This is a genomic window from uncultured Lutibacter sp. (assembly GCF_937891065.1).
Taxonomy (GTDB): domain Bacteria; phylum Bacteroidota; class Bacteroidia; order Flavobacteriales; family Flavobacteriaceae; genus Lutibacter.
In genome coordinates this window covers 16,325-42,153 of the sequence record NZ_CALAEQ010000224.1, presented here as the reverse complement: position 1 = coordinate 42,153, position 25,829 = coordinate 16,325, and the positions used below count along the sequence as shown (strand labels likewise).

General features: G+C 29.4%; 18 protein-coding genes. 9 read left to right on the top strand and 9 right to left on the bottom strand.

Going from position 1 to position 25,829, the window contains the following annotated elements; translation table 11 throughout:
• Positions 1-3: 3 nt before the first annotated feature.
• From Q0352_RS12055 to Q0352_RS12045, 3 genes are all read left to right on the top strand, one after another.
• Positions 4-1,074 (top strand): chorismate-binding protein, encoded by a 1,071-nt coding sequence (locus tag Q0352_RS12055; protein WP_299527837.1) that lies wholly within the window; start codon positions 4-6, stop codon positions 1,072-1,074.
• Between the two features lie 95 nt (positions 1,075-1,169).
• Positions 1,170-2,837 (top strand): 2-succinyl-5-enolpyruvyl-6-hydroxy-3-cyclohexene-1-carboxylic-acid synthase, encoded by a 1,668-nt coding sequence (gene menD, locus Q0352_RS12050; RefSeq protein WP_299527835.1) that lies wholly within the window; start codon positions 1,170-1,172, stop codon positions 2,835-2,837.
• A gap of 3 nt (positions 2,838-2,840) precedes the next feature.
• Positions 2,841-3,272 (top strand): DNA-binding protein, encoded by a 432-nt coding sequence (locus tag Q0352_RS12045; protein WP_299527833.1) that lies wholly within the window; start codon positions 2,841-2,843, stop codon positions 3,270-3,272.
• A gap of 75 nt (positions 3,273-3,347) precedes the next feature.
• On the opposite strand, the gene secA is transcribed toward Q0352_RS12045, so the two are convergent.
• From secA to Q0352_RS12025, 4 genes are all read right to left on the bottom strand, one after another.
• Positions 3,348-6,686 (bottom strand): preprotein translocase subunit SecA, encoded by a 3,339-nt coding sequence (gene secA / locus Q0352_RS12040; protein WP_299527831.1) that lies wholly within the window; start codon positions 6,684-6,686, stop codon positions 3,348-3,350.
• Between the two features lie 174 nt (positions 6,687-6,860).
• A complete protein-coding gene (locus Q0352_RS12035; RefSeq protein WP_299527829.1) occupies positions 6,861-7,082 on the bottom strand; it encodes a DUF2795 domain-containing protein in 222 nt (73 codons plus the stop codon).
• Between the two features lie 87 nt (positions 7,083-7,169).
• Positions 7,170-7,745: a cob(I)yrinic acid a,c-diamide adenosyltransferase gene (locus tag Q0352_RS12030; protein ID WP_299527827.1), complete on the bottom strand. Its 576-nt coding sequence runs from the start codon at positions 7,743-7,745 to the stop codon at positions 7,170-7,172.
• Positions 7,746-7,780: 35 nt separating this feature from the next.
• Positions 7,781-8,557 carry an O-methyltransferase gene (locus tag Q0352_RS12025; RefSeq protein ID WP_299527825.1) on the bottom strand — a complete coding sequence of 259 codons (777 nt, stop codon included), beginning with the start codon at positions 8,555-8,557 and terminating at the stop codon, positions 7,781-7,783.
• An 87-nt stretch (positions 8,558-8,644) separates the two neighbouring features.
• Between Q0352_RS12025 and Q0352_RS12020 the strand changes: the two genes are divergently transcribed.
• A complete protein-coding gene (locus Q0352_RS12020) occupies positions 8,645-9,424 on the top strand; it encodes a polysaccharide biosynthesis/export family protein (RefSeq protein WP_299527823.1) in 780 nt (259 codons plus the stop codon).
• Between the two features lie 8 nt (positions 9,425-9,432).
• A complete protein-coding gene (locus Q0352_RS12015; protein WP_299527821.1) occupies positions 9,433-11,883 on the top strand; it encodes an exopolysaccharide transport family protein in 2,451 nt (816 codons plus the stop codon).
• 5 nt (positions 11,884-11,888) lie between these two features.
• Here the strand turns inward: Q0352_RS12015 and hutI are convergent, their stop codons facing one another.
• A complete protein-coding gene (hutI, locus tag Q0352_RS12010) occupies positions 11,889-13,124 on the bottom strand; it encodes an imidazolonepropionase (RefSeq protein ID WP_299527819.1) in 1,236 nt (411 codons plus the stop codon).
• A gap of 142 nt (positions 13,125-13,266) precedes the next feature.
• Between hutI and pta the strand changes: the two genes are divergently transcribed.
• Positions 13,267-15,363, top strand: a complete 2,097-nt coding sequence (gene pta / locus Q0352_RS12005) for a phosphate acetyltransferase (RefSeq protein ID WP_299527817.1) — start codon at positions 13,267-13,269, stop codon at positions 15,361-15,363.
• Positions 15,364-16,548, top strand: coding sequence for an acetate/propionate family kinase (locus Q0352_RS12000; RefSeq protein WP_299527815.1), 1,185 nt, complete (start codon positions 15,364-15,366; stop codon positions 16,546-16,548).
• A gap of 70 nt (positions 16,549-16,618) precedes the next feature.
• Here Q0352_RS12000 and fumC read toward each other — a convergent pair whose 3' ends face one another.
• Complete coding sequence (gene fumC, locus Q0352_RS11995) at positions 16,619-18,016, bottom strand: class II fumarate hydratase (protein ID WP_299527813.1); 1,398 nt, start codon at positions 18,014-18,016, stop codon at positions 16,619-16,621.
• A gap of 216 nt (positions 18,017-18,232) precedes the next feature.
• Here fumC and Q0352_RS11990 point away from each other — a divergent pair, with 216 nt between their 5' ends.
• The gene (locus tag Q0352_RS11990; RefSeq protein ID WP_299527811.1) at positions 18,233-19,840 is read left to right on the top strand and encodes a fumarate hydratase; all 1,608 of its coding nucleotides are present in this window, start codon (positions 18,233-18,235) and stop codon (positions 19,838-19,840) included.
• Between the two features lie 230 nt (positions 19,841-20,070).
• Positions 20,071-20,238 carry a hypothetical protein gene (locus Q0352_RS11985; protein WP_299527809.1) on the top strand — a complete coding sequence of 56 codons (168 nt, stop codon included), beginning with the start codon at positions 20,071-20,073 and terminating at the stop codon, positions 20,236-20,238.
• Positions 20,239-20,294: 56 nt separating this feature from the next.
• On the opposite strand, the gene Q0352_RS11980 is transcribed toward Q0352_RS11985, so the two are convergent.
• The 3 genes from Q0352_RS11980 to Q0352_RS11970 form a co-directional block, all read right to left on the bottom strand.
• Positions 20,295-22,748 carry a TonB-dependent receptor gene (locus Q0352_RS11980; protein ID WP_299527807.1) on the bottom strand — a complete coding sequence of 818 codons (2,454 nt, stop codon included), beginning with the start codon at positions 22,746-22,748 and terminating at the stop codon, positions 20,295-20,297.
• A gap of 230 nt (positions 22,749-22,978) precedes the next feature.
• Positions 22,979-23,317, bottom strand: coding sequence for an arsenate reductase (glutaredoxin) (gene arsC, locus Q0352_RS11975; protein WP_299527805.1), 339 nt, complete (start codon positions 23,315-23,317; stop codon positions 22,979-22,981).
• A 28-nt stretch (positions 23,318-23,345) separates the two neighbouring features.
• A complete protein-coding gene (locus tag Q0352_RS11970; RefSeq protein ID WP_299527803.1) occupies positions 23,346-25,739 on the bottom strand; it encodes an outer membrane beta-barrel family protein in 2,394 nt (797 codons plus the stop codon).
• Between the last annotated feature and the right edge of the window lie 90 nt (positions 25,740-25,829).

Here is a 25,829-nt window from a genome sequence, read left to right as displayed (position 1 = left end):
CAATTGCAAAAAGAAATTATAAATTTTTTTAATGAAATTTCTGAGTTTTATAACTCAAATACACCATTGGTTGTTTTTAGAAAGCCGGATGAGGCATGCATAACTGCATATATTCAAAATAATGACGAACTACATTATTTAAATTCTTTTGAAGATCAAGGTTTCGTTTTTGCACCATTTAATAAGAATGAAAAAGAACTATTATTTCCTATAAATGAATGTACACTTCTAACTTCTGAAGTTTCAGAGAGTGCTGATTTAAAAATAAAGAGAAACGATTCGAATTTTAATATTATTTCTAATGAATATTCAAAAGAAAATCATATTCAATTAGTAAATAAAGGAATTGATTTTATTCAAAATAATAATGTAAAAAAAGTTGTTTTATCAAGAAAGGAAACGCTAGAAATTGATAAGATTGATGTTATTGATACCTTAAAAAAAATGCTGAATAGCTACAAAAATGCTTTTGTGTATTTATGGTATCATCCACGTGTTGGATTATGGATGGGTGCAAGTCCTGAACAATTGATAAGTGTAAGCCATAATAAATTTAAAACAATGGCTCTGGCGGGGACTCAACTATATGAAAATTCCACCAATGTTGTTTGGAAAGAAAAAGAAAAACAAGAGCAACAATTTGTAACTGATTATATTTTAGAAAATATAAAATTGAGTATTGATACTATTAAAGTTTCAGAAGCATATACCGTGAAGGCTGGAAATTTATTGCATATTAGAACAGATATTTCTGGAAAATTAAAATCGAGTAGCTCACTTAGCAATTTGATAGATTCACTACATCCAACACCTGCGGTTTGTGGTTTGCCTAAAGATAAAGCAATTAAATTTATTTTAGAAAATGAAGAATATAATAGGTCTTATTATACGGGTTATTTAGGAGAGCTGAATATTGATAATTGCACTAGTTTATTTGTGAATTTGCGTTGTATGCAATTAAATGATAATATAGTTTCAATTTATATTGGTGGTGGAATTACGATAGATAGTATTGCTGAAAATGAGTGGGAAGAAACAGTTTCTAAAGCAAAGGTTATGAAAAAAATATTATAGTATTTCATAATTTTGATGTGTAATAATACTTGTTTTTATTCAATAATTTCTAAAATTACTTTCCGTAACTTTGCATCTTTAATTTTATAGTGTAAATGCGTCAATTCCCAAAAAATAAATTAGCTCAATTAGTGGTAAAAAGCTGCGAGCATTTTAATGTAAATACAGTTGTAATTTCACCAGGCTCAAGAAATGCACCTTTAATTATGGGTTTTAATGAGGCTAAAGAAATTAAAACACTATCTATTGTTGATGAGCGTTGCGCTGCTTTCTTTGCGTTAGGAATTGCACAGCAAACTCGTAAACCTATAGCTTTATTATGCACATCGGGCTCAGCATTGTTAAATTATTATCCAGCAATTGCGGAAGCATTTTATAGTAATATTCCTTTACTAATTATTTCGGCAGATAGACCTGCTCATTTAATTGATATTGGTGACGGACAAACAATTAGACAAGAAAATGTATTTGATAATCATATTTTATACAATGCTAATTTAGGTTTTGAAAATGATGAAGAAAATATTAATAAAGCTATTGAAACAGCTATAAATAAAAAAGGTCCAGTACATATAAATGTTCCTTTTAATGACCCTTTGTATGAAATTGAAGAAGTTGAATATAATAAAATTGAAGATGTTGAAGAGCTAAAAGAGAGTTTATTAGATGAAATTCCTTTAGATGTAGATGAACTTCAAAAATTTGCAACTATTTGGAATGCTTCAACAAAGAAAATGGTATTGGTTGGAGAACATTTTCCTGATGAATTATTGCAAACTCAGTTAGAATATTTACTGAAAGATCCTTCGGTTTTAGTTTTGATAGAGAATACAGCGAATGTTTCACATCCAAAATTTATAAATAGTATTGATAAATTAATTTTTCCCTTAGAGGAAGATGAATTGGGAAAATTTCAACCAGATATTTTAATAAGTTTAGGGGGATTAATTGTTTCAAAAAAAATAAAGGAACATTTAAGAAAATTTAAGCCAACACATCATTGGCATGCCGATGCTAAAAGAGCATTTGACACGTTTCATTGCTTAAACCATCATTTTAAAATATCGCCACAATTATTTTTTAGTCAGTTTTTCTTTTTAACCAAACCAACCAAAAGTCACTATCAAGATTATTGGTTGCGAAAAAAAGAATTTAGATTAAATAAGCATCAAGAATTTATTGATAATTGTGCGTTTTCAGATTTAAAAGTATTCAGTAAGTTGCTACCTTCAATCCCTAATAGTTCACAATTGCAATTAGGTAATAGCTCAGTAATACGCTATTCGCAATTATTTAATATAAACAAAACATTGCGTGTATTTTGTAATAGAGGTACAAGTGGTATTGATGGAAGTACAAGTACAGCAATTGGTGCAGCATTTTCATCAAAAGAAAATACAGTATTTATTACAGGTGATATTAGTTTTTTTTACGACAGTAACGCTTTATGGAATAATTACATTCCAAATAATTTTAGAATTATTGTAATAAATAATGGAGGTGGAGGTATTTTTAGATTTATTCCAGGTCCAAAAGATTCAAATGCGCTGGATTATTTTGAAACACCACATAATTTAACTGCTGAACATTTATGTAAAATGCATAATTTTGAGTATGTTACAGCTAAAAATGAAGAAGATTTAAATAATCAACTTTCTAATTTTTATGAAACATCTAAGCTTCCGAAATTATTAGAAATATTTACACCAAGAGAAGAAAACGATCAAATATTAAAAGCATATTTCAACAATTTAAAAGAATAAAAAATGGATTTAAAAGTAGGAGATAAAGTAGATTTAATTGTAGTAAGAAATACTGGAATGGGTTTTACAGTGTTGGTAAATGAAGAATTTGAAGGATTGCTTTATAAAAACGAACTGTACCAAAAAATTGAAGAAGGTCAAAAATTGGTAGGCTATATAAAGAAAATTCGTGAAGATGAAAAATTAGATATAAGCTTACAAGCAGTTGGTTTTAAGCATACTATTGTTAAAAATGAAATTATTATACTAAATGCGTTAAGACAGCATGATGGTTTTATTGGTTTACACGATAAAAGTAGTCCTGATGAAATAAAATATCAATTAGGAATGAGTAAAAAGTCTTTTAAAAGTGCTGTAGGTGGTTTGTTTAGACAACAATTAATTACTATTTCTGATGAAGGAATTAGCTTATTTAAACATGAAGAAATCGAATAAAAATAAGGTTTGAAAATCTTATAATTAAGCAACTTAAACTTACCTATTATTCTAAGTTTAAGTTGCTTTTAAGTTTTATTCATCTACAAGTACCCAATCTCCTTTTTGAATTAACGGAATAGCTTGTTTGAATTTTAATGATTTGTTTTCACCAGTCATTACATTTTTTATAGTAACGTGCTCGTTTCTACCAACTTTTCGTTCAGATCTAACAATTGTTTCAACTATTTGAGGCTGTTGTGTTTGATTGGTTTGTGCACTTTCAGATTGGTTGCTATATTCTTCTTTACTTAATTGAACTTTTTCTCTTTTTTGCTCTCTTGCTTGTGAAACCTGATTTACCGCTTGAGATGGTAATTCTCCTTTAAATAAGAATGATAAAACTTCTTTATTAACTTTATCAAGCATTCCATTAAACAATTCAAACGATTCAAATTTGTAAATTAAGAGCGGATCTTTTTGCTCATATGTTGCATTTTGAACAGATTGTTTAAGCTCATCCATTTGGCGTAAATGATCTTTCCAAGTATCGTCAATTATTGCAAGCGTAATATTTTTTTCAAAATCGGTAACTAATCCTTTTCCATTAGATTCGTAAGCTTCTTTTAAATTTGTAACTACTTTTAATTCTTTTGTTCCATCAGTAAAAGGAACTACAATTCGTTCATACTTATCACCTTGATTTTCATAAACATCTTTAATTACAGGATAAGCTGCTTTTGCGCTTCTTTCTAATTTTTCTTTATAATTTTTATAAACGACATCAAATAGTTGATCTGTAAGTTCTTGCTCAGTTAATGTTTTAAATTCTTCTTGGGTAAAAGGAGAACTAGTTGATGAAAATCGAATTAATTCAAATTCGAAATTTTGAAAATCATTGGTAAATTTATTTTCTTTTACTAAGAGATTGCAAGTGTCAAAAATCATATTTACAATATCAACTTGTAAACGGTCTCCGTATAATGCGTGGCGGCGACGTTTGTAAACAACTTCACGTTGAGAATTCATTACATCATCATATTCAAGTAATCTTTTACGAACTCCAAAGTTATTTTCTTCAACTTTACGTTGTGCTCTTTCAATAGATTTGGTAATCATAGAATGTTGAATTACTTCACCTTCTTGTAATCCCATTCTATCCATCATTTTTGCAATACGTTCTGAGCCAAATAAACGCATTAAATTATCTTCTAATGATACATAAAACTGTGAAGAACCTGGATCTCCCTGACGACCTGCACGACCACGTAACTGACGGTCAACACGACGAGAATCATGACGTTCTGTACCAACAATAGCTAAACCTCCTGCAGCCTTTACTTCATCAGATAATTTAATATCCGTTCCACGTCCTGCCATATTGGTTGCTATTGTAACAATACCTGCATTACCTGCTTGTGCAACAATATCAGCTTCTTTTTTATGAAGTTTAGCATTTAATACATTGTGATTAATTTTTCTGATTGCTAGCATTCTACCTAATAATTCAGAAATTTCTACAGAGGTAGTACCAACTAAAATTGGACGACCTAGCTTCACTAATCTTTCAATTTCATCTATAACTGCATTGTATTTTTCACGTTTTGTTTTGAAAACGAAATCTTCTCTATCATCACGAATTAATGGAACGTTTGTTGGAATTTCAATAACATCTAATTTATAAATATCCCAAAATTCACCTGCTTCAGTAATAGCTGTACCCGTCATACCAGAAAGTTTACGATACATTCTGAAGTAATTTTGCAGTGTTACAGTTGCATATGTTTGCGTAGCAGCTTCAATTTTTACATTTTCTTTTGCTTCAATTGCTTGATGTAAACCATCTGAATAACGTCGGCCATCCATAATACGACCAGTTTGTTCATCAACAATTTTAATTTTGTCATCCATGATTACATACTCAATATCTTTTTCAAATAAAGTGTATGCTTTTAATAATTGGTTCATGGTGTGAATTCGCTCACTTTTTATACTGAAATCGCGGTATAATTCTTCTTTTTTAGAAGTTTTTTCCTCTACGCTAGAATCGTCACTATCTATCTGGCCAATTGCTGTACTTAAATCTGGTAAAATAAAGAAGTTTTCATCACCATCATCACCTGATAAAAATGTAATTCCTTTATCTGTTAATTCAATAGAATTGTTTTTTTCATCAATAACAAAATATAATTCCTCGTCAATTTTAGGCATTTCACGATTGTTATCTTGCATGTAAAAATTCTCAGTCTTTTGCAATAACAGTTTAATACCTTCCTGACTTAAAAATTTAATTAATGCTTTACTTTTTGGTAATCCTCTATAAACTCGAAGCAATAAAAAACCAGCTTCTTTCGTGTCACCATCCTTAATTAATTTTTTTACTTCAGCTAAAACTGCAGTTAAATAATTACGTTGTGTTGAAACTATTTTATCTACACTTGGTTTTAATTCATTAAATTCATGTCGGTCAGCATTTGCAGTTGCTCCTGAAATAATTAACGGTGTACGAGCATCATCAACTAATACAGAATCCACCTCATCTACTATAGCGTAGTTATGCGGACGTTGTACTAAATCATTTGGTGAATGAGCCATATTATCACGTAAGTAGTCAAATCCAAATTCATTATTAGTACCATAAGTAATATCTGAATTATAAGCTTTTCTACGAGCGTCGGAATTTGGTTGGTGGTGATCTATACAATCTATACTTAAACCATGAAATTCAAAAATTGGGCCCATCCAAGCCGCATCACGTTTTGCCAAGTAATCATTTACTGTTACAACATGCACACCATTACCAGTAAGTGCATTTAAATAAACAGGAAGTGTAGATACCAATGTTTTTCCTTCACCAGTCATCATTTCTGCAATGTTACCTTGATGTAAAACAGAACCACCAATTAACTGAACATCATAATGTATCATATCCCAAGTAACTTCTTTTCCTTGAGCATCCCATTTATTTGCCCATGTTGCTTTGTCATTATCAAGAGTTATGTTTTCTCTTGTTGCGGAAAGTTCTCGATCAAAAGGTGAAGCAGTTACTGTAATTGAGTCATTTTCAGTAAAACGTTTTGCCGTTTCTTTAATAACAGCAAAAGCCTCAGGCATAATTTCTGTTAGAACCTTTTCGGAAGTTTCATAAGAATCATCTGCTAAGGAGTCAATTTCAGCATAAATTTCTTCTTTTCTGTCAACACTAGCTTCATGAGCTTCTTCTTCTAGAGTTTTTATTCTTGAAGTAAATTCATTAGTAGCTTCTGCTATTTTAAGTTTGAAATAATTAGTTTTATCTCTTAATTGGTCGTTTGTTAATGCTGAAATTTCTTTTTCAAAAGAAATAGTATTAGTGACAATTGGTTGAAGTATTTTTAAATCTTTCTTCTTTTTATCTCCAACAAATACTTTCAGTACTGAATTTATAATACTCATAATTAATGTGTCAATTTTTATTGAATACTTATTGTTTGTGTAATCTGTGTTGTTATCTAAATAGTAAGCGAATTTAAAATATTTTAATTTTAAAAGGCTTAAAATATGATTAAAATTTTAGTTAATAAAGCAAAAAAAAAGTCTCCAACGAGACTTTTTGTATTTTGTTATTTTTTAGTATTCATCTTCGTTCCAAAGATAATCATCTTCAGACGGATAATCTGGCCAAATTTCAATTATAGATTCAAAATTTTCTTCTTCATCCTCAAGTTCTTGAAGGTTTTCTACAACTTCCAGAGGTGCTCCAGTTCTAATTGCATAATCAACCAATTCATCTTTTGTTGCCGGCCAAGGTGCATCTGATAAATAAGATGCTAATTCTAATGTCCAATACATGTGTTCTCGTATTAATTTTTTGCAAAAATAATTTTTTTACTCAAATAGTCAAGTTTTTTATTACTTTTTTTTAGTATTTAAAAGAACTTATGATATTTTCTCAGGAATCCACTGAACTTCTTGAGCGTTATTATCAGTTGTCAATTTCCGTGCCAGCACAAAAAGATAGTCAGAAAGTCTATTTAAATACATTAAAATTAGTGGTTCAATGCTGCTTTCGTCACTTAGTTGGGTGGTTATCCGTTCAACTCTTCTGCAAATACAACGTGCAATATGACAATATGACACTGTTGGGTGGCCACCTGGTAAAATAAAATGAGTCATTTCTGGTAATGATTCATTCATTTTGTCCATCTCTTTTTCTAAAAGTTCAATTGATTCATTGCTAATTTTTGAAATAGTTAAGCGTTCTTTTCCATTTTTTAACACTTTTTTCTCTGGTGGAGTAGCTAACATGGAACCAATAGTGAATAATTCATGCTGAATTATTAGTAAAATTTTAGAAGTATTTGCATCAATTTTTTGATCGCGAATTAGACCTATGTATGAATTTAATTCATCAACTGTTCCGTAAGCTTCAATTCTTAAATCATATTTAGGGACTCTAGTTCCTCCAAAAAGTGAAGTTTTACCTTTGTCGCCTGTTTTTGTATAAATTTTCATAATTTAAAGTATTTAATTTTTTATAAAATAAGATTCTAAACTCTTATTGTGAAATGTTCTTTTTCTTGTTCTTTTCTGAAGAAAATAATTCCCCAAAAAAAAGTATCAATGCTAATTGTTACTTTTGGATGTTTTTTTATTGCTTTCCAAGCTTGTTGCATTTCTGAAGACCAATTTATATCATCAAAAATAAATATAGAATTATTATGCGCTGAATCTAAACACAAATTAAAATAATTTAGGGTTGCTTCTTTTTGATGGTTTCCATCAAAATAAATTAAATCGAATGTATTGTTATTTACGGCTAAAGGTAATGTTTCTTTAAAGTTTCCAGTGGTTAATGTAATATTTTTCAATTTAAAAGTATCAAATAATTTTTGTGCAATACTTGCTGTATTTTCGCATCCTTCAAGAGTTGTAATAGTTGCTTTTGGGTTACCAATACTTAGTGCTGCAGTTCCTAAACCAACTGAGGTTCCAATTTCTAACATGTTTTTTATTTCAAAATAGGTTATTATTCTAAGTAAAAGTGCTGCCTTTTTATTGTTAATTCCTGCAATTTTTGCAATATCAGCTATTTTTCGTTCGTTATTTTTAAAGATTTTTGATCCACTACCAAAATCAGTAACAGTTATTGTATTTTTATTTTGAGATAGCCATTTTTTAGCGGTATTTACTAAATTAACTTTGGAAGTGTTGGCTCTTTGATAGAAACATTTTGTAACTAAGTTATACACAAAAGGCGAGTGTACTCCATGTTGATTGGTAGATTTTGATAGAAATAAAATAAATGACTTAACTTTGAACCACATATTAGGCTAAATTTAGCACGAAAATAATAGAAATATTATTTTAATTTGCTATTTAAAATTATATTTGCCTTACACCACTAAATTTATATGAAGAAACTTTTTTTATACGTATTGCTTTTAGGTTGTTTGTCTTCTTGTGTTACTACAAAACAAATGACTTATTTTCAGGGAGAGCCTATTGAGAAATCGGAAATTTACAAACTAAATAATGAACCTTATCGTTTACAAGTAAATGATGTATTATATATTGATATTAAATCTGTTAATTCTGAGATAGTTTCTCTATTTAAGAGTGAAGCAGGTAATAACAATAGCTCAAATAAAGGGCAAGGTTTGTATTTCTCGGGGTATAGCGTTGATAGACATGGAAATATTAGAATACCTTATATAGGAGATTTAAATGTATTAGGGTATACTGAAAATGAAGTTAGAAAAAAAATTGAAGGTGAATTAAGTAATTTTTTAAAAAATCCAGATTTGGTTTTTGTCACTGTAAAATTGGCGGGTATTAATTTTATAGTTACAGGTGAAGTGGGATCACCAGGTACTATTAATTTGGCTCAAAATCAGGTTTCAATAATTGATGCTATTGCAAATGCAGGAGAAATTTCTCAGTTGGGGAATAGAGAAGATGTAACATTAATTAGAAAGACATTAGATGGTGTTAAAAAATACAAGTTAGACCTCACAAAAATTGAAATATTTGAATCTGAGAATTTTTATATTCAGCCAAATGATATTATTTATGTAGCTCCCTTAAAACAAAAATCTTGGGGAACAGGAACTACAGGACTTCAAACTTTTTCGACAGTTGTAACCGTTTTATCGTTTTTGGTGAGCTCTGTATTATTAGTTAAAAATATATAATATTAATAATGGAGAATAAATTCAATTTTATTGAAAATAGAGCAGAGCACATATCAGATATAAAAGATTACCTGTTTAGAATTCTTGCGAATTGGAAATGGTTTTTATTTTCAATCATTATTGCTTTAGGAATTGCTTATTATTTCAATATTTCAACTGAAAAAATATATGGTTTACAAACAACTATAGCAGTTAAGGAGAAACAAAACCCACTTTTTTCATCAGGTACCAATATTGCATTTAATTGGGGAGGTGTAAGCGATAAAGTAGAATCAATTAGAAAAGCATTAATCTCAAGAACTCACAATGAAAAAGTAGTAAGGGAATTAAAATTTTATATAGATTATTTAAAAGATGGACGTTTTAGAACGGAGGATGTTTATGGTAAAACTAACTTTGTAATTACGCTTCAACCTAATCAGTATCAATTATTAAATACACTTATTAAAATTGATTTTATTGATAACAATAGTTTTAAATTATCGGTAGATTTTAATGGTGAAACTAGTAGTAATCTAATTAATTATAAAGATGAAACTACTAAAAAAATAACTGTTGAAAATGAGAACTTTTCTCAAACATTTTTAATTGATGAATATATTAATTTACCATTTTTAAAAGCGCAAATTGAAATTAAGGATACCTCAAAACCTTTAATGGGGCAATCGTTTTATATACAGTTAAAAACGATAGGTCAAGCAACGGGGAAATATCAAAATGTAAGAGCAAATGGACTTGCAGGAACTTCACTTGTAGAATTATCATTAACTGGTACAAATAAAAATAGATTAGTCGATTATTTAAATAAAACGGTTGAAGTTTTATCAGCATATGAATTAGAACAAAAAACAAATTATGCTTATAGTACAAAAGAATTTATAGATGCTCAATTTAAAAACACATCAGATAGTTTAAAATTAATTGAGGATAATATTGGAAAATTTAAAGAGCAAAATTCAATTTATAATTTATCTGCGGAAGCCGGAGAAATATTTTCGCAAACATTGGGACTTGACAAAATGCAACAGCAATTGGCTGATAGAATTGTATATTTTGAAAATTTAGAAAACTATATTAAGACCAATTCAAATTATTCTAAAATACCAGCACCTGCTATTATAAATATTGAAGATGGTTCTATTGCAGGGATGGTAGGTAAATTAACGGAACTTTCTATTCAAAAAGAAAAATTATCAAGTGAAGTTACTTCAAATCATCCTTCATTAAAGTTAATTAACGATGAAATTGAAACGGCAAGAAATGTGTTGCTTGAGAATATATCATCCTTAAAAAAAGTAACAAATGTAAGTTTAACGAACAGTGTAAATAGATTAAATTCTTATAATTACCAGTTAACCAAACTTCCAAATAAAGAACAAAAATTATTAAACTTTCAACGAAAGTATAGTTTAACAGAATCTAATTTTGTGTTTTTAATGCAAAAGCGATATGAAGCTGAAATAGCAATTGCAGCGAGTGTCTCTGATATTTCAGTTTTAGATACAGCTAAAGATACTGGTCAAGGTTTTATTTTGCCTAGAGTTTCATTTAATTATGTGATAGCTTTGTTATTAGGAACTATATTACCTCTTTTTGTAATAATTGCAAAAGAAATATTAGATAGTAAAATTTATACGGCTGAAGATATTGAGCGAATTTCACCAATTCCAATATTAGGAGTTGTTGGAAAAAATACGGCAGATAATAATTTAGCGGTGTTTTTAAAACCTAAATCCACGGTTTCAGAATCTTTTAGAGCCTTACGTTCCAATATTCATTTTCTATTTGCAAGAAATACAAAAGATAAATGTAAAACTATTATTATAACCTCTTCAGTTAGTGGAGAAGGAAAAACATTTGTTTCAATAAATTTAGCAACAGTTTTTGCCTTAGGAGGTAAAAAAACCATTTTGGTTGGATTGGATTTACGTAAACCAAAAATATTTGGGGACTTTGAAATTTCGAATAAAATTGGGGTTGTAAATTATCTAATTGGTGAGGAAAGCAAAGAAAGTATTATTCAAAAAACGAAAATTGAAAATTTAGATGTTATAACTTCTGGTCCAGTTCCTCCAAATCCGTCCGAATTATTAATTAATTCAGCAACTGAAGATTTAATAAACAGTCTTAAAGAGGAATATGATTATATTATTTTAGATACGCCACCTATTGGTTTAGTTTCAGATGCTTTAGAGTTGATAAAATATGCTGATTCAACAGTTTATGTTGTTAGACAAGGGTATTCTCAAAAAGGTATGCTAAAAATGATTAATGATAAGTATCGTAAGCAGGAAATTTCAAATATTAGCATTGTTTTAAATGATTTTAAAGTAAAATCTAAATATGGCTATGGATACGGATATGGGTACGGATATGGCTATGGAAAATATTCAAATGGTTATACTGAAAATGAAGAAAAATCGACTTTTAGAAAATTATTTAAAAAAAATAAGAGTTAATTAGTTTAAATAATTTTTCCTTCAATAATAACTTGGTATATGTTGTTATTTCCAAAAGAATATGGAATAAAATTATAACTTGGAATTTGTTCAGTAATTATAAGATTTGCTTTTTTACCTTTACAAATACTTCCATGAGTTTTTTCTAATCCCATTGCATAAGCACCATTTATTGTTGCTGCATTTATAGCTTCTTCAGGAGTCATTTTCATTTTAATACAAGCAGTTGACACCACAAAATTCATATTACCAGAAGGAGTAGAGCCGGGATTGTAATCTGTTGCTAAGGCCAATGGTAAACCAGCATTAATCATTTTCCGTGCTGGAGTATAAGGAATACTCAAAAAGAAGGAACAAGAAGGTAAAGCAACAGGCATTGTTTTAGTGTTTTTTAAAACGTCAATATCTTCATCTCTCATTTCTTCTAAATGATCAACAGAAAGAGCTTTATATTTAACTCCAGCTTGTATACCTCCAATAGCATTAAATTGATTTACATGTATTTTTGGCATTAATCCGTAATTACTTGCAGCTTTTAATAACCGATCAGTATCTTCTACTGAAAAATAACCCGTTTCACAAAAAATATCTATAAATTCAGCTAAGTTTTCTTTTGCAACAATTGGTAATATTTCATTAATAACTACATCTAAATAACCACTTTTGTTATTTTTAAACTCAAAAGGTAAAGCGTGAGCACCTAAAAAAGTCGCTTTTATAGTAATCGGATAATTTTCATTCAGTTTTTTTATAACTCTTAACATTTTTAGTTCAGCTTCTAATGTTAAGCCATAGCCAGATTTTATTTCTACAGCCCCAGTACCAAGTTTCATTATTTCTTCAATTCTTACAGCTGATTGTTTGTATAATTCTTCTTCGGATGTTGTTTGTAATAACTTTGCGGAATTTAGTATCCCGCCGCCTTTATTTGCAATATCTTCATAACTAAGTCCGTTAATTCTATCAACAAATTCGTGTTCTCTATTTCCAGCATATACAATGTGTGTGTGACTATCACACCAAGTAGGTAATACAATTCTTCCAGTAGCATCAATAATTTTGTTAGCAATTAAATTTGGTAAATTCTTCATGAATCCAAAATCAATTATTATGTCATTCTCAATACATAAAAATGCATTTTTAAGAGTAGGTAGAATTTTCATTTGATCTCCACAAACCATTTCCTTAGGTGAGTTTTCAACTTGTAATAGTTCTTTTATATTGATGATTAAAGTTGTCATATTTTAGTATATAATTAGGAGTTCAAATATACAGCTATTCTAATAAATTTTTTTGATTAAAGGTGACAAAAGTCACCAAAATATAGTCTAATTATTAATGAATTCATTGAATATTGAAGTATATTTGCAAAAAAAATAAATAATGAGTAAGGCCATATACATAGCTACCAGCGAAGCAAATAGCGGTAAGTCTATTGTTTCGTTAGGATTAATGAGAATGTTATTAGGGAAAACAGCAAAAGTTGGGTATTTTAGACCTATTATTGATGATGTTAAAAAAGGGAAAAAGGATAATCATATTAATACAGTTATCTCTCATTTCGAGTTAGATATCAATCCAGATGATGCATTTGCCTTTACACGCTCTCAGTTTATAAAAAAACGAAATGAAGGGAAAGAAGGTGAAATATTTGATAGAATTATTGAAAAATATAAAGCAATTGAAGAAAAAAATGATTTTGTATTAGTTGAAGGATCTGATTTTTCAGGTGAGGGAGTTGCTATAGAATTAGACGCAAACATTTTAATCGCAAAAAATTTAGGAATTCCTGCAATTATTGTTTCAAGTGGTGTTGGTAAAACTTTAGATGAGTTTATTAATGGGTTACATTTGGCCTATGATTCATTTAAAGAAAAGGATGTTGAAGTTTTAGCTGTAGTAGCTAATAAAGTTCAAGAAATTAATATTGAACTAGTAAGAGAAGGTATTGAGAAAAATTTACCAAAAAGTGTTTTGGTAAATGTTATTCCAAAAATTTCTTCATTAAATAACCCTACAATTAAAGAAATTGCAAAAGCTATTGACGCTAAAATTTTATTTGGTGAAGACAGTATTAATAACCAGTCATCTAGTTTCAAAGTAGGTGCAATGCAGTTAAGAAATTATCTTAACCACCTTGAAGAAGATAGTTTAATAATTACCCCAGGTGATAGAGCTGATATTATTTTAGGAGCATTACAAGCAAATGTATCTTCTAATTATCCAAAAATATCAGGAATTGTTTTAACTGGAGGTATAGTTCCAGATGATTCTATCATTAAGTTAATTGATGGGTTATCGCAAATTGTTCCAATTATATTAGCACAAGAAGGAACCTTTGAGGTAGCAAATAAAATTGGTGCTGTGCGCTCACATATGTACGCAGGGAATAAGCAAAAAATAAGAACTTCATTAAGTACTTTTGATAAGTATATTGAAATAGATAAATTGGACGAAAAACTAATTTCGTTTAAAGATAATGTTGGTATTACACCTAGAATGTTTCAATATAATTTAATGAAACGTGCAAGAACTCAACGAAAGCATATTGTTTTACCAGAAGGTAATGACGATCGTGTTATAACTGCTGCTTGCAGGTTGGTTGAAATGGATATTGTTGATTTAACTATTTTAGGAGATAGAAACACTATTGAAAATAATATTCTTCGACTTGGATTAAAATTAGATTTAAATAAAGTGGCTATTATAAATCCAATAGAATCAGAAAACTTTCAAGATTTTTCAAATACTTTATTTGAATTAAGAAAGCATAAAGGACTTACTATTGACATGGCTGAAGATTTAATGGGTGATGTTTCTTACTTTGGAACCATGATGGTACACAAAGGGTTAGCTGATGGAATGGTGTCTGGAGCAGCACACACAACACAACACACTATAAAACCAGCTTTACAGTTTATTAAAACAAAACCTGGAGTTTCAGTTGTTTCATCAATATTTTTTATGTGTTTAGAAGATAGAGTTTCAGTTTTTGGCGATTGTGCTATTAACCCAAATCCAAATGCTGAACAATTGGCTGAAATTGCAATTTCGTCTGCAGATTCTAGCAAAAATTTTGGTATAGATCCTAAAATTGCAATGCTTTCGTACTCATCAGGCGCTTCAGGGAAAGGTGAAGATGTTGATATTGTTCGTAGAGCAACAGAAATAGTAAAACAATTACGCCCAGATTTAAAAGTTGAAGGACCAATACAATATGATGCTGCTGTAGATGCTAGAATTGGGAAAAGCAAAATGCCAGATTCAGAAGTCGCAGGTCAAGCTAATATATTAATTTTTCCAGATTTAAATACAGGTAATAACACCTATAAAGCCGTTCAACGTGAAACCGGTGCATTAGCAATTGGGCCAATGTTACAAGGTTTAAATAAGCCAGTCAACGATTTAAGTAGAGGATGTACTACAGAAGATATTTTTAACACAGTTATATTAACAGCAATACAAGCACAAGGGATTTAAATGAAAATTTTAGTAATAAATTCAGGTAGTTCTTCAATTAAATATCAATTATTTAATATGCCTCAAGAAGAAGTTATATGTTCAGGATTAGTGGAGAGAATCGGCTTAAATGATGCCGAAATTCACTATAAATCTGAAAATAATAAAATAGATGAAGTTTTAGACATTCCAAACCATAAAGTTGGTTTAGAAAAAGTCGTAAACTTATTATTAGATGAAAAAGTAGGAGTCATAAAATCTACTTCAGAGGTTGAAGCAGTAGGGCATAGAGTTGTTCATGGAGGAAGTACTTTTTCAGATACAACTATTATAAATCAAGAAGTTAAAGATCAAATTAAAAAATTATTTTCATTAGCTCCACAACACAATCCAGCAAATTATGAAGGGATTGTAGTTGCAGAAACGATGTTTCCTAATGCAAAACAAATTGCTGTTTTTGATACTGCATTTCATCAAACTATACCAGTAGAAGCCTATAAATATGCCATTCCAAATAAATTTTTGGAAGAACACAAGATTAGAAAATACGGATTTCATGGTACTAGTCATAAATACGTTTCTGAAAAAGTAATTGAATATTTAGGAATTGAAAATTCTAAAATCATTACAATTCATTTAGGTAATGGTTGTAGTATGGTTGCTGTAAAAAACGGAAAAAGTATTGAAACTTCATTAGGTTTTGGACCTGTAACAGGGCTAATAATGGGTTCAAGAAGTGGTGAAATAGATCATGCTATTATTTTTCATTTAGTAAATAATTTGGGCTACACTCTTGATGATGTAAATAGTATGCTCCAAAAAGAAAGTGGAATGTTTGGTTTAACAGGTTTTAGTGATTTACGTGATATTGAAGCTGAAGCTGAAAAAGGAAATAAAGATTGTCAGTTGGCTTTAGATATGAGTGCTTATAAAATTAAAAAATATATTGGTTCTTATACAGCTGCAATGAACGGATTGGATGCGATAGTATTTACAGCTGGAATTGGAGAAAACTCTGATGTTATTAGAAAATTAGTATGTACTAATATGGAATACTTTGGAATTGAACTAGATGTTGAAAAGAATAATATTAGAGCTAAAAAATTGACTGAAATTCATAAAGAAAATTCAAAAACTAAAATTTTGATTGTTCCAACTAATGAAGAAGTTGAAATAGCTAAACAATCTTTTGAATTGGTAAATTAGAAGATAGGTAATTTATATAAAAAAAGCATTGAAGAAATTCAATGCTTTTTTTGGTTAAAAGTGTTGTCAGTTATTTTAACTGACCAATCATATCTTCAGGTTTAACCCAAGAATCATATTCTTCAGTAGTAACATAGCCTAAACGTACAGCTTCTTCTTTTAAAGTAGTTCCATTTTGGTGAGCAGTATTTGCTATTTCGGCAGCTTTGTAATACCCTATTTTTGTGTTTAACGCAGTTACTAACATTAATGAATTGTTTAATAGTTCAGTGATACGTTTATAATTTGGTTCAATACCAGTTGCACAATTATCGTTGAAACTTGCACATGCATCGCCAATTAAACGAGCAGATTGTAAAAAGTTCACAGTCATTACAGGTTTAAAAACGTTTAATTCGTAATGACCTTGAGTTCCTGCAATAGTAATTGCAACATCATTTCCCATTACTTGTGCACAAACCATTGTTAATGCCTCAGATTGAGTTGGATTTACTTTTCCTGGCATAATTGAACTTCCGGGCTCGTTAGCTGGAATAATTAATTCACCAATTCCTGATCTAGGTCCTGAAGCCATCATTCTAATATCGTTGGCTATTTTATTTAATGAGACAGCCAATAATTTTAATGCACCATGACTTTCTACCAAAGCATCGTGAGAAGCCAAAGCTTCAAATTTATTTTCAGCTGTTCTAAATGGTAATCCTGTAAATTCAGCAATTTTTTGAGCAACTAAAACATCATAACCTTTTGGTGTATTAAGCCCAGTTCCAACTGCGGTTCCACCTAAAGCTAATTCAGCTAAATGCGGTAATGTATTTCTTAATGCTTTTAAACCGTGGTTTAACTGTGAAACATAGCCAGAAAATTCTTGTCCAATAGTTAATGGTGTTGCATCCATTAAATGAGTACGACCAATTTTTACCACATCTTTAAATTCTATCGATTTTGCTTGTAAAGTGTCACGAAGTTTTTCAATACCAGGAATGGTAACATCAATAATCATTTTGTAACAAGCGATATGCATGCCAGTTGGAAATGTATCGTTACTTGATTGTGATTTATTCACGTCGTCATTTGCTTGTATTGTAGGATCGCCTTCGCCTATAATTTTCCCTGCAATTTCGTGAGCTCTGTTGGCAATTACCTCGTTGCAGTTCATATTACTTTGAGTGCCAGAACCAGTTTGCCAAATTACTAAAGGGAATTGGTTATCATGTTTTCTTGCTAATATTTCTTCACATACTTTTGAAATTAAATCTCTTTTTTCAGCAGAAAGTACTCCTAAATCACAATTAGCGTGAGCAGCAGCTTTTTTTAAGTACGCAAAACCGTAAATTATTTCTAAAGGCATAGAACCTGACTGTCCAATTTTAAAATTATTTCTTGACCGTTCAGTTTGAGCTCCCCAATATTTATCGGCAGGAACTTTAACTGGTCCCATGGTGTCTTTTTCTATTCTATATTTCATGTTATTGTGTTTGTCAATTTAAATGGTTTTTTAGTCGAATTAATCATTAGTTAGATCTTTTTTTAAGTTTTTATTTAAATGTAAGCATTAATTTTATAAATATTAGTTTACTAATATAATGTCCAACAAAAAAATCGCATTTATTCTACCAACTATTTTCATCTACCATTGTATATTTGTAGGAGTAAAAAATGAATTACAATAAAATTATATAAAATGTCTGAATTTAAATATCAAAAGCCGTTTCCTATTACAAAGGACACTACAAAGTATCGTTTATTAACTAAAGACCACGTTTCTGTTGTGGAGTTTGATGGGCGAAAAATTTTAAAAGTAGCACCTGAGGGGCTTGAGTTGCTTTCACAAGCAGCATATCATGATGTGTCATTCTACCTTCGTGCTTCTCACTTAAAAAAATTAGAGACGATTCTTAAAGATCCAGAAGCTACAGATAACGACCGTTTTGTTGCTTATACTATGTTGTTGAATCAAATGGTAACTGCAGCTGGCGAATTGCCAACTTGTCAAGATACTGGTACTGCAATTTGTATGGGTAAAAAAGGGGAAGATGTGTATACTGGAGTAGATGATGCTGAATACATTTCAAAAGGAGTGTACAATACTTTTCAAACTGATAATCTTCGTTTTTCTCAAATTGTTCCTCAAACAATGTTAGAAGAGAAAAACTCGGGAAATAATCTTCCCGCTCAAATCGATATTTATAGCACACCTGGTAATAAATATGAATTCTTATTTATAACAAAGGGTGGAGGCTCTGGTAATAAAACTTACCTATATCAGATGACTAAGTCTTTGTTGACGGAAGAAAACTTAACTAATTTTGTTAAGAAGCATATTATGGATTTAGGAACTTCAGCATGTCCTCCTTATCACTTAGCATTTGTTATTGGTGGAACTTCTGCTGAAGCTAACTTAGCAACAGTAAAAAAGGCATCGGCAGGTTATTTGGATCACTTACCAACAAAAGGTAATGATGGCGGACAAGCTTTCCGTGATCTTGAATGGGAAGAAAAAATAACGAAGATTTGTCAAGAAAGTGGGGTAGGAGCTCAGTTTGGTGGTAAGTATTTTGTTCACGATGTACGTGTTATTCGTCTTCCTCGTCATGCTGCGTCTTGTCCAGTAGGTATGGGTGTTAGCTGTAGTGCAGACCGCAATGTAAAAGGTAAAATTACTGAAGAAGGTATTTTTCTAGAAGAATTAGAAAAAAATCCAGGACAATTTTTACCAAAAGAAGCACCGCACCTAAAGGATGCTATTGAGTTAGATTTAGATCAACCAATGGATAAAATACGTGAAGAACTTTCAAAATATCCAGTAAAAACACGTTTCAACCTTAGAGGAACATTAATTGTTGCTCGTGATATGGCGCATGCACGAATTAGTGAAATGCTAGCAAATGGTGAAGAAATGCCTCAGTATTTTAAAGATCATCCTGTGTATTATGCAGGTCCTGCAAAAACACCTAAAGGAATGGTTTCAGGTAGTTTTGGCCCAACAACAGCGGGTAGAATGGATCCTTATGTAGATCCTTTCCAAAAAGTAGGTGGTAGTATGGTGATGGTAGCAAAAGGTAATCGTACGCAGCAAGTAACAGATGCTTGTAAAGCTAATGGTGGTTTTTACCTTGGTTCTATTGGAGGACCAGCCGCAATTCTTGCAAAGCAAAGTATTAAATCTGTTGAAGTAGTTGACTTCCCAGAATTAGGAATGGAAGCTGTTCGTAAGATTAGAATTGAGAATTTCCCTGCATTCTTATTGGTAGATGATAAGGGGAATGATTTCTTTGCAGAATTTAAATAGTAAATAGAAAACAATATTTATAGATTAAAGACATCAGAGAACTTTGTTTCTTTGGTGTCTTTTTTTATTAAAAAAGTTTATTACTAGATATGAACTATATAGGTAAAAAAGGTGCTATTTATTTTAAAAATTTAATAAGAAATGTCATTTATAAAAAATAATAAAAGAAGAGTGATAAATTAAAAATAAATACTAATTTTGTAAAAAACATAAAATAACATTTATAAGTTATGGATTTATCACAATTTTCAGGATTTTTAGTATTTTTAACCATATTCACTATGGGATTTTGGTTAATGATTTTTTTAATCACGTTTATTATTCCTTATTGGTTAATAGGGTATTTTAAAGAATCTTGGAAATATAGAAAAGAAGGAAGAGCGATACCTAAAAAGTAATTTTCGGTATTTAATATATAAAAAAAGGGCAATTTTTAAATTGCCCTTTTTTGGTTTTATGCTTTAAACATTTCTTCTTCTCCACCGCCATCATAACCGTTTTGCGATCTTTCTCGTTTCTTTTTCTGGTTAAATCTATATGTAAAATTCAACATAATTTGACGTTGTCTCCATTGAAACTCACCTACAGATTCTGTTGTTGGTGAATAACTAGTTGATTTTCTTTTTCTTGTATTAAATAAATCACTAACATTTAAAGATACCGTTGCATTTTCTTTAAAAACATCTTTACTAAATGCTAAATTAACACTTAACATGCCTTCTCTTTTAGATTGTGCTCCTTCTGAAGGGCCCATATAAAAACCAGTTGTTTGCCAATCAATTTTACCAGGTAGTGTAACTCTAGAAACCATTCTAGTAAACCAGCTTACATCATCAGAATCGTAACTAATATTATTAAATTCACCATCAGTTACAGATTTAAAAAAGTTAAAACTATTGTTAAGTCTCCACCATTTAAATGGATTGTAGTTTGTTGTAAATTCAAAACCATAGCGATCTTGTGAACTAAGGTTAATAGGGTTTCTAATTATTACCAAAGTAGGTACTCCATCAATATCTCTAACATCTTCAGTTATTGCCATTTCAATATTATTAACGGCATGTTGGTAATAAATAGAAGTGTTTAATGTGAATTTTTCCCATCTTTTTAAATAACCTAAATCAAATGAATTAGTATAAGTTGGATCTAAATTTACGTTTCCTTTTCTAATATAAGTTTCACTTGTTCTAGATTCAAAAGGATTTAAAAACCAATGACGAGGACGTCTTAATCTTTTACTATATCCCAATGTTAAACTTTCAGAATCATTAAACTCTAATCCTAAATTTACTGTTGGAAATAATTCAGTAAATTTTTTATTATAAACTTCGTCTGTTTGTATTAAGTTAATTTGTCTATCTGTAGTTTCAGCTCTTAAGCCAACTAAATAGGAGAATTTGTTTATTTTTTCTCCATATTGAGAATATACAGCAAATACATCTTGATCAAAGTTTAATGTATTTGAAAAATTTGTATTATTAAAAAATTGATTGGTGTCTTCATCAAAATCTTCTACTAAATAATCGGTTGTTAGTTTGTTTAAATCAGCTTTAAAACCAAATTCAAATTGAGCATTTTCTCCAATTGGTAACACATAATCAGCCTTCACTAAAACATCTTTAGATTCTTCGTCTGTAGTATTTTTTTCTGGATTATTTTCAATAAAAGAAGGAAAGGTATCAAAATCTGAAATATAAGCATTGCTGTTTTCAGTACTTTTTCCATATTGAAAATCTATTATTAATTTATGCCCATCCGTTTTAAAATTTTGTGTAAAATTAAATGAATATTCAATAGTTTCATCTTTTTCATTTTCATTTTCAACACGCTGGTAAGTTCTAATTGGATTACTGAGTAAATCTAGTGTATTATTAATGTTAGTAGAAACATCTTCACCATCAGATTTTCTATAAAGTACGGTACCTGTTAGAGAACTTTTATCAGATAAAAAATATTCTACCCCAAACGTTGTATTAAACCTATTGTTTTCTCTGTCATATGTTGTTTTTTCATTTCTGAAACTAGAAATAGATCCATTTTCATTAAAATATTTGGTATTACTAGTAGAATTTCCAGGGGCATTTCTATAATTATAACCTGTACTATTAAAGAAGTTCGCATTTTTTGTACGGTAATTTACATTTACAGAAGCTCCAAAATTATCTGGGTTACCAGCATTTGCTGTTATTGAACCATTAAAACCTTGTGCTTTTCCTTTACGTAAAATAATATTTAATATTCCGGCAGTTCCTTCGGCATCATAACGAGCAGATGGACTTGTAATAACTTCTACTTTTTCAATGGCATCTGCAGGTAATTGTCTTAATGCATCTGTACCACTTAAACCAACTAAACCAGATGGTTTTCCATTTATTAAAATCTTAACATTGTCGTTTCCTCTTAAACTTACGTTTCCTTCAACATCAACAGTAACTGAAGGCACATTGTCTAAAACATCAGAAGCTGATCCGCCCTTTACGGTCATATCTTTACCAACATTGTATATTTTTTTATCCAAACGTATTTCAACAGTGCTTTTTTCGGCAATAATTTCTATTTCATTAAGAGATTCAGCATCAATTTCTAAAAATATTGAACCTAAATCAGTTGACCCATTAATTTCTTTATTAAAAAAAGATTTTGTTTTAAAAGAAATAAATTCAACAAAAATATTATAAGTACCTTTTGCTACAGGAATATCAAATAAACCATTACTATCAGTAATTCCACCAGTAATAATTTTTCCTTCAAGATTTTTTATTACTATAGTTGAGTATTCTAATGGTTGTTTTGTGTCGCTGTCTATAACTTTACCATAAATTGAAACTTTTTCAATAGGTTCGTAATTATTAGCACTTATTGAGTTTACAAATAAAATTGCTAAAATTAAAAATACAATATTTTTCATGAATTATTTTTTAGTTAATATGGTGCAAATATAGCTTAAAGAGAACTCTTTTTGTGTTAACGAGTGTTAACGTTTGTTTAATTAATAATAGATAATGTTAAACAAAGTAAAATTAACCAATGTAAATATATTGTCTTTAAAATCAATATATTAAAAGGTTTTAAAAAGAAATTTATTTAAAAAAAGCAGCTATTTAGTGTGATTATAAGGTGTTAAAAAAAACTTAAATTTTATAAAATAGTTTTAATAATTTCTGGTGGACGTCCAATAATTGCTTTTCCATTGTTAATTACAATTGGACGTTCAATTAATTTTGGATGCTCAATCATTGCAGTTATTATTTCAGAATTGGAAAGAGTTTTACCTTTATAGTTTTCTTTCCAAATGACTTCATTTTTTCTAACTAAGTCTATTGGTTCAATTCCTAATAATTTTATAATTTCAGTTAACTCTTCTTTTGAAGTAGGTGTTTCTAAATATTTTATAATTTCAAATTTTAATTTTGATGCTTCTAAAATAGATAAACCTTCACGGCTTTTACTACAACGCGGATTGTGGTATATTTTCATTTAAATAAATTTTGAGCAAAAGTAAGAATTAGTAATTTGGATTGATTTGTTTTTTATCAAAATCTATTTTTCTATCTTTTTTACTTTGATTAAACCTATAGGTAAATGATAAAATAATAGTACGGTATTTATTTTGAGAAATACTTTTCGAAAAATAGTTGGTATCAAATCTATTCCTATCAGTTTTATTAGATAAAAATATATCATCAACGGTTAAGCTTATAGATGCTTCTTTATCAAATAAATCTTTAGTTACAGTAGCATTCGCATACGTATATGCTTTTCTTGTAGAAACCGGTCCTTCTGAAATTAAAGTATGCTTAACATTTGTTTGAAAATTAAATACTTCTGAAATTTTAAGTTGTGATAATAAACTAAATGAGCCATTTATACTAGCATGATTATAATCTATAATAATGTTTTGATTGGCATCATTTATAATATTAAATATACCAGACTGGTCAAAATTAGAAATAATGGCAGCAGCTGTAAAGTTTAAGCTGTTTGAAGCTTTTAGTATAGTTGTTAAGCTAATTCCATATGTATCTACCTTACCTATATTTATAGGTGTTGTAACAATTTTACTGATACCGTTTATTTGTTCACCCGTTTCATAAGTTACATCTTGCCAATAATCATTAAATCTATTAAAAAATAATGAAGTAATTACTGTTAGTTTATTTCCATTATAAGAGTACGTTAATGTAGCATTATCTTTATAAATAGGATTTAAATTTGGATTTCCAATATAAGAAGATGTTTCACTATATTTTTGCTCAAAAGGTTGTAGTTGACCATAGCTGGGTCTTCCAATGATTCGATTATAGGCTAAACTTAAACTTTTAGAATCGCTAAAACTATATTCTAAATATGCAGATGGAAATAAATCGTTAAATGTTTTTTCTATTTTAGTATTTAAAGTTTTGTAATTAATTTTTGAAGTTAAAAATTCAGCTCTTATATTTATACCGTAATAAAATTTATCACCCTCATTTTCATATTCTATAAATGTAGCGTGTACATCTTCAGCATAATCAATAAAATTATCACCCGAAGTGTCAGCATAAGAGAAAGGAATTTTACCAAATTCCCCCAAATAACCAACTCCCAAGGTGCTTTTTTTTCCAATTGGACTTGTATAATTTATAGAAAATTCATTATTTTTTAAGTTGTTATCCTCAATATAATTTTCGTTTGTGAAATTTAATATATCGGAGTTTGTAATAGTATTTTCGTAGATTTCGTTGTCATTATTTACTTTAATATAGGCTGTTAATTTTCGTCCTTCTTTTTTAAATAATTGTTCATAATCTATAATAAATTCAAAAATTTCATCATTAAAATTCCCGAAGTGTTTTCTAAGGTTACTGTCTGTTTGTACTTTAGAAGCATCAAAAATTTCAGAATTAGTTATGGTAAGTCCTTCATTATTTATACTTGTATAGTTAATACTTGAAGACAATGTAGCTTTGTCTGATAAATAGAAATCAGCCCCAATGGTACTATAAAAACCTTTATCTTTACTATTGTTAGTGCTGTTTTCATTTAAATAAGAAGTTGTAATGCCATTATTAAAATACTCATTTTCATAAGAAGCTTCTTTAATTGGGTTTCTATGAAAATAGGAAGCATTTGTATAAAAGTTTACTTTTTTTGATTTATGATTTAAAGTAAGCATTCCACCATAATAATCTTTATAACCACCTGCTGTAGTAGTAGAACCATTTAAACCTTCATCTTTGCCTTTCTTTAATATAATATTAATAATCCCCGATGAAGAAGCTTTATATTTAGCCCCAGGGTTTGTAAGAACTTCTATTTTTTCAATAGAGCTTGCGGGAATTGTTTTTAAAACATCAGTTTTTGATAGTGAAGATGTTTTTCCATTAATTAATACTGTAGGAGTATCAAAACCTCTTAAAGTTATTCCTCCATTTGGATCCACTGAAACTAAAGGAATGTTATTTAAAATATCAGTTGCAACACCGGCGTCAGAAGAAATATCTTTTCCAACTGTATAAATTACTTTACTACGTTTAAAATCAAGTGTGCTTTTTTCACCAATAATTTCTATTTCATCTAAAAATTCGGTATCTATTTCTAATTCAATAGTTCCAATATTTAAATCTCTTGTAATTGAAGAAATGTTTAGTTTTTTTGTTTTAAAAGAAAGAAACTCAACAGAAGCATTGTAATTACCTTTTTCAACTTCAATAGAAAACTTACCTTTTCTGTCTGTAATTACTCCAAATTTCACTTGATTGGAATCTATGTTTTTAAACACAATGGTTGCATCCTCTAAGGGTAATTGTGTAGATGCATCAATTATTTTACCTGATATTGTGTATAGGGAATTGTTTTTTTCTTGGCCAATTAATAGTGAAGGGAAAATAATAAATAGCACTAAAAATAGTCTTCTCATATAAAAACTTTAAATTAATAATTCGTAACAATTTTTTGTATTTATGCTTTTTTACGAAAGCTTCATCTTTTTTCAAGCGTAAAAATACAA

What these genes read in the sequence shown, in the direction of transcription:
- Q0352_RS12020 (WP_299527823.1), top strand. Translation starts at nt 8,645, where the DNA reads ATGAAGAAACTTTTTTTATACGTATTGCTTTTAGGTTGTTTGTCTTCT.
- Q0352_RS11985 (WP_299527809.1), top strand. Translation starts at nt 20,071, where the DNA reads ATGGATTTATCACAATTTTCAGGATTTTTAGTATTTTTAACCATATTC.
- arsC (WP_299527805.1), bottom strand. Translation starts at nt 23,317, where the DNA reads ATGAAAATATACCACAATCCGCGTTGTAGTAAAAGCCGTGAAGGTTTA.
- hutI (WP_299527819.1), bottom strand. Translation starts at nt 13,124, where the DNA reads ATGACAACTTTAATCATCAATATAAAAGAACTATTACAAGTTGAAAAC.
- fumC (WP_299527813.1), bottom strand. Translation starts at nt 18,016, where the DNA reads ATGAAATATAGAATAGAAAAAGACACCATGGGACCAGTTAAAGTTCCT.
- Q0352_RS12030 (WP_299527827.1), bottom strand. Translation starts at nt 7,745, where the DNA reads ATGAAAATTTATACAAAAACAGGCGACAAAGGTAAAACTTCACTTTTT.
- Q0352_RS12000 (WP_299527815.1), top strand. Translation starts at nt 15,364, where the DNA reads ATGAAAATTTTAGTAATAAATTCAGGTAGTTCTTCAATTAAATATCAA.
- Q0352_RS12015 (WP_299527821.1), top strand. Translation starts at nt 9,433, where the DNA reads ATGGAGAATAAATTCAATTTTATTGAAAATAGAGCAGAGCACATATCA.
- Q0352_RS12045 (WP_299527833.1), top strand. Translation starts at nt 2,841, where the DNA reads ATGGATTTAAAAGTAGGAGATAAAGTAGATTTAATTGTAGTAAGAAAT.
- Q0352_RS12035 (WP_299527829.1), bottom strand. Translation starts at nt 7,082, where the DNA reads ATGTATTGGACATTAGAATTAGCATCTTATTTATCAGATGCACCTTGG.
- Q0352_RS11970 (WP_299527803.1), bottom strand. Translation starts at nt 25,739, where the DNA reads ATGAGAAGACTATTTTTAGTGCTATTTATTATTTTCCCTTCACTATTA.
- Q0352_RS11990 (WP_299527811.1), top strand. Translation starts at nt 18,233, where the DNA reads ATGTCTGAATTTAAATATCAAAAGCCGTTTCCTATTACAAAGGACACT.
- Q0352_RS12025 (WP_299527825.1), bottom strand. Translation starts at nt 8,557, where the DNA reads ATGTGGTTCAAAGTTAAGTCATTTATTTTATTTCTATCAAAATCTACC.
- secA (WP_299527831.1), bottom strand. Translation starts at nt 6,686, where the DNA reads ATGAGTATTATAAATTCAGTACTGAAAGTATTTGTTGGAGATAAAAAG.
- pta (WP_299527817.1), top strand. Translation starts at nt 13,267, where the DNA reads ATGAGTAAGGCCATATACATAGCTACCAGCGAAGCAAATAGCGGTAAG.
- Q0352_RS11980 (WP_299527807.1), bottom strand. Translation starts at nt 22,748, where the DNA reads ATGAAAAATATTGTATTTTTAATTTTAGCAATTTTATTTGTAAACTCA.
- menD (WP_299527835.1), top strand. Translation starts at nt 1,170, where the DNA reads ATGCGTCAATTCCCAAAAAATAAATTAGCTCAATTAGTGGTAAAAAGC.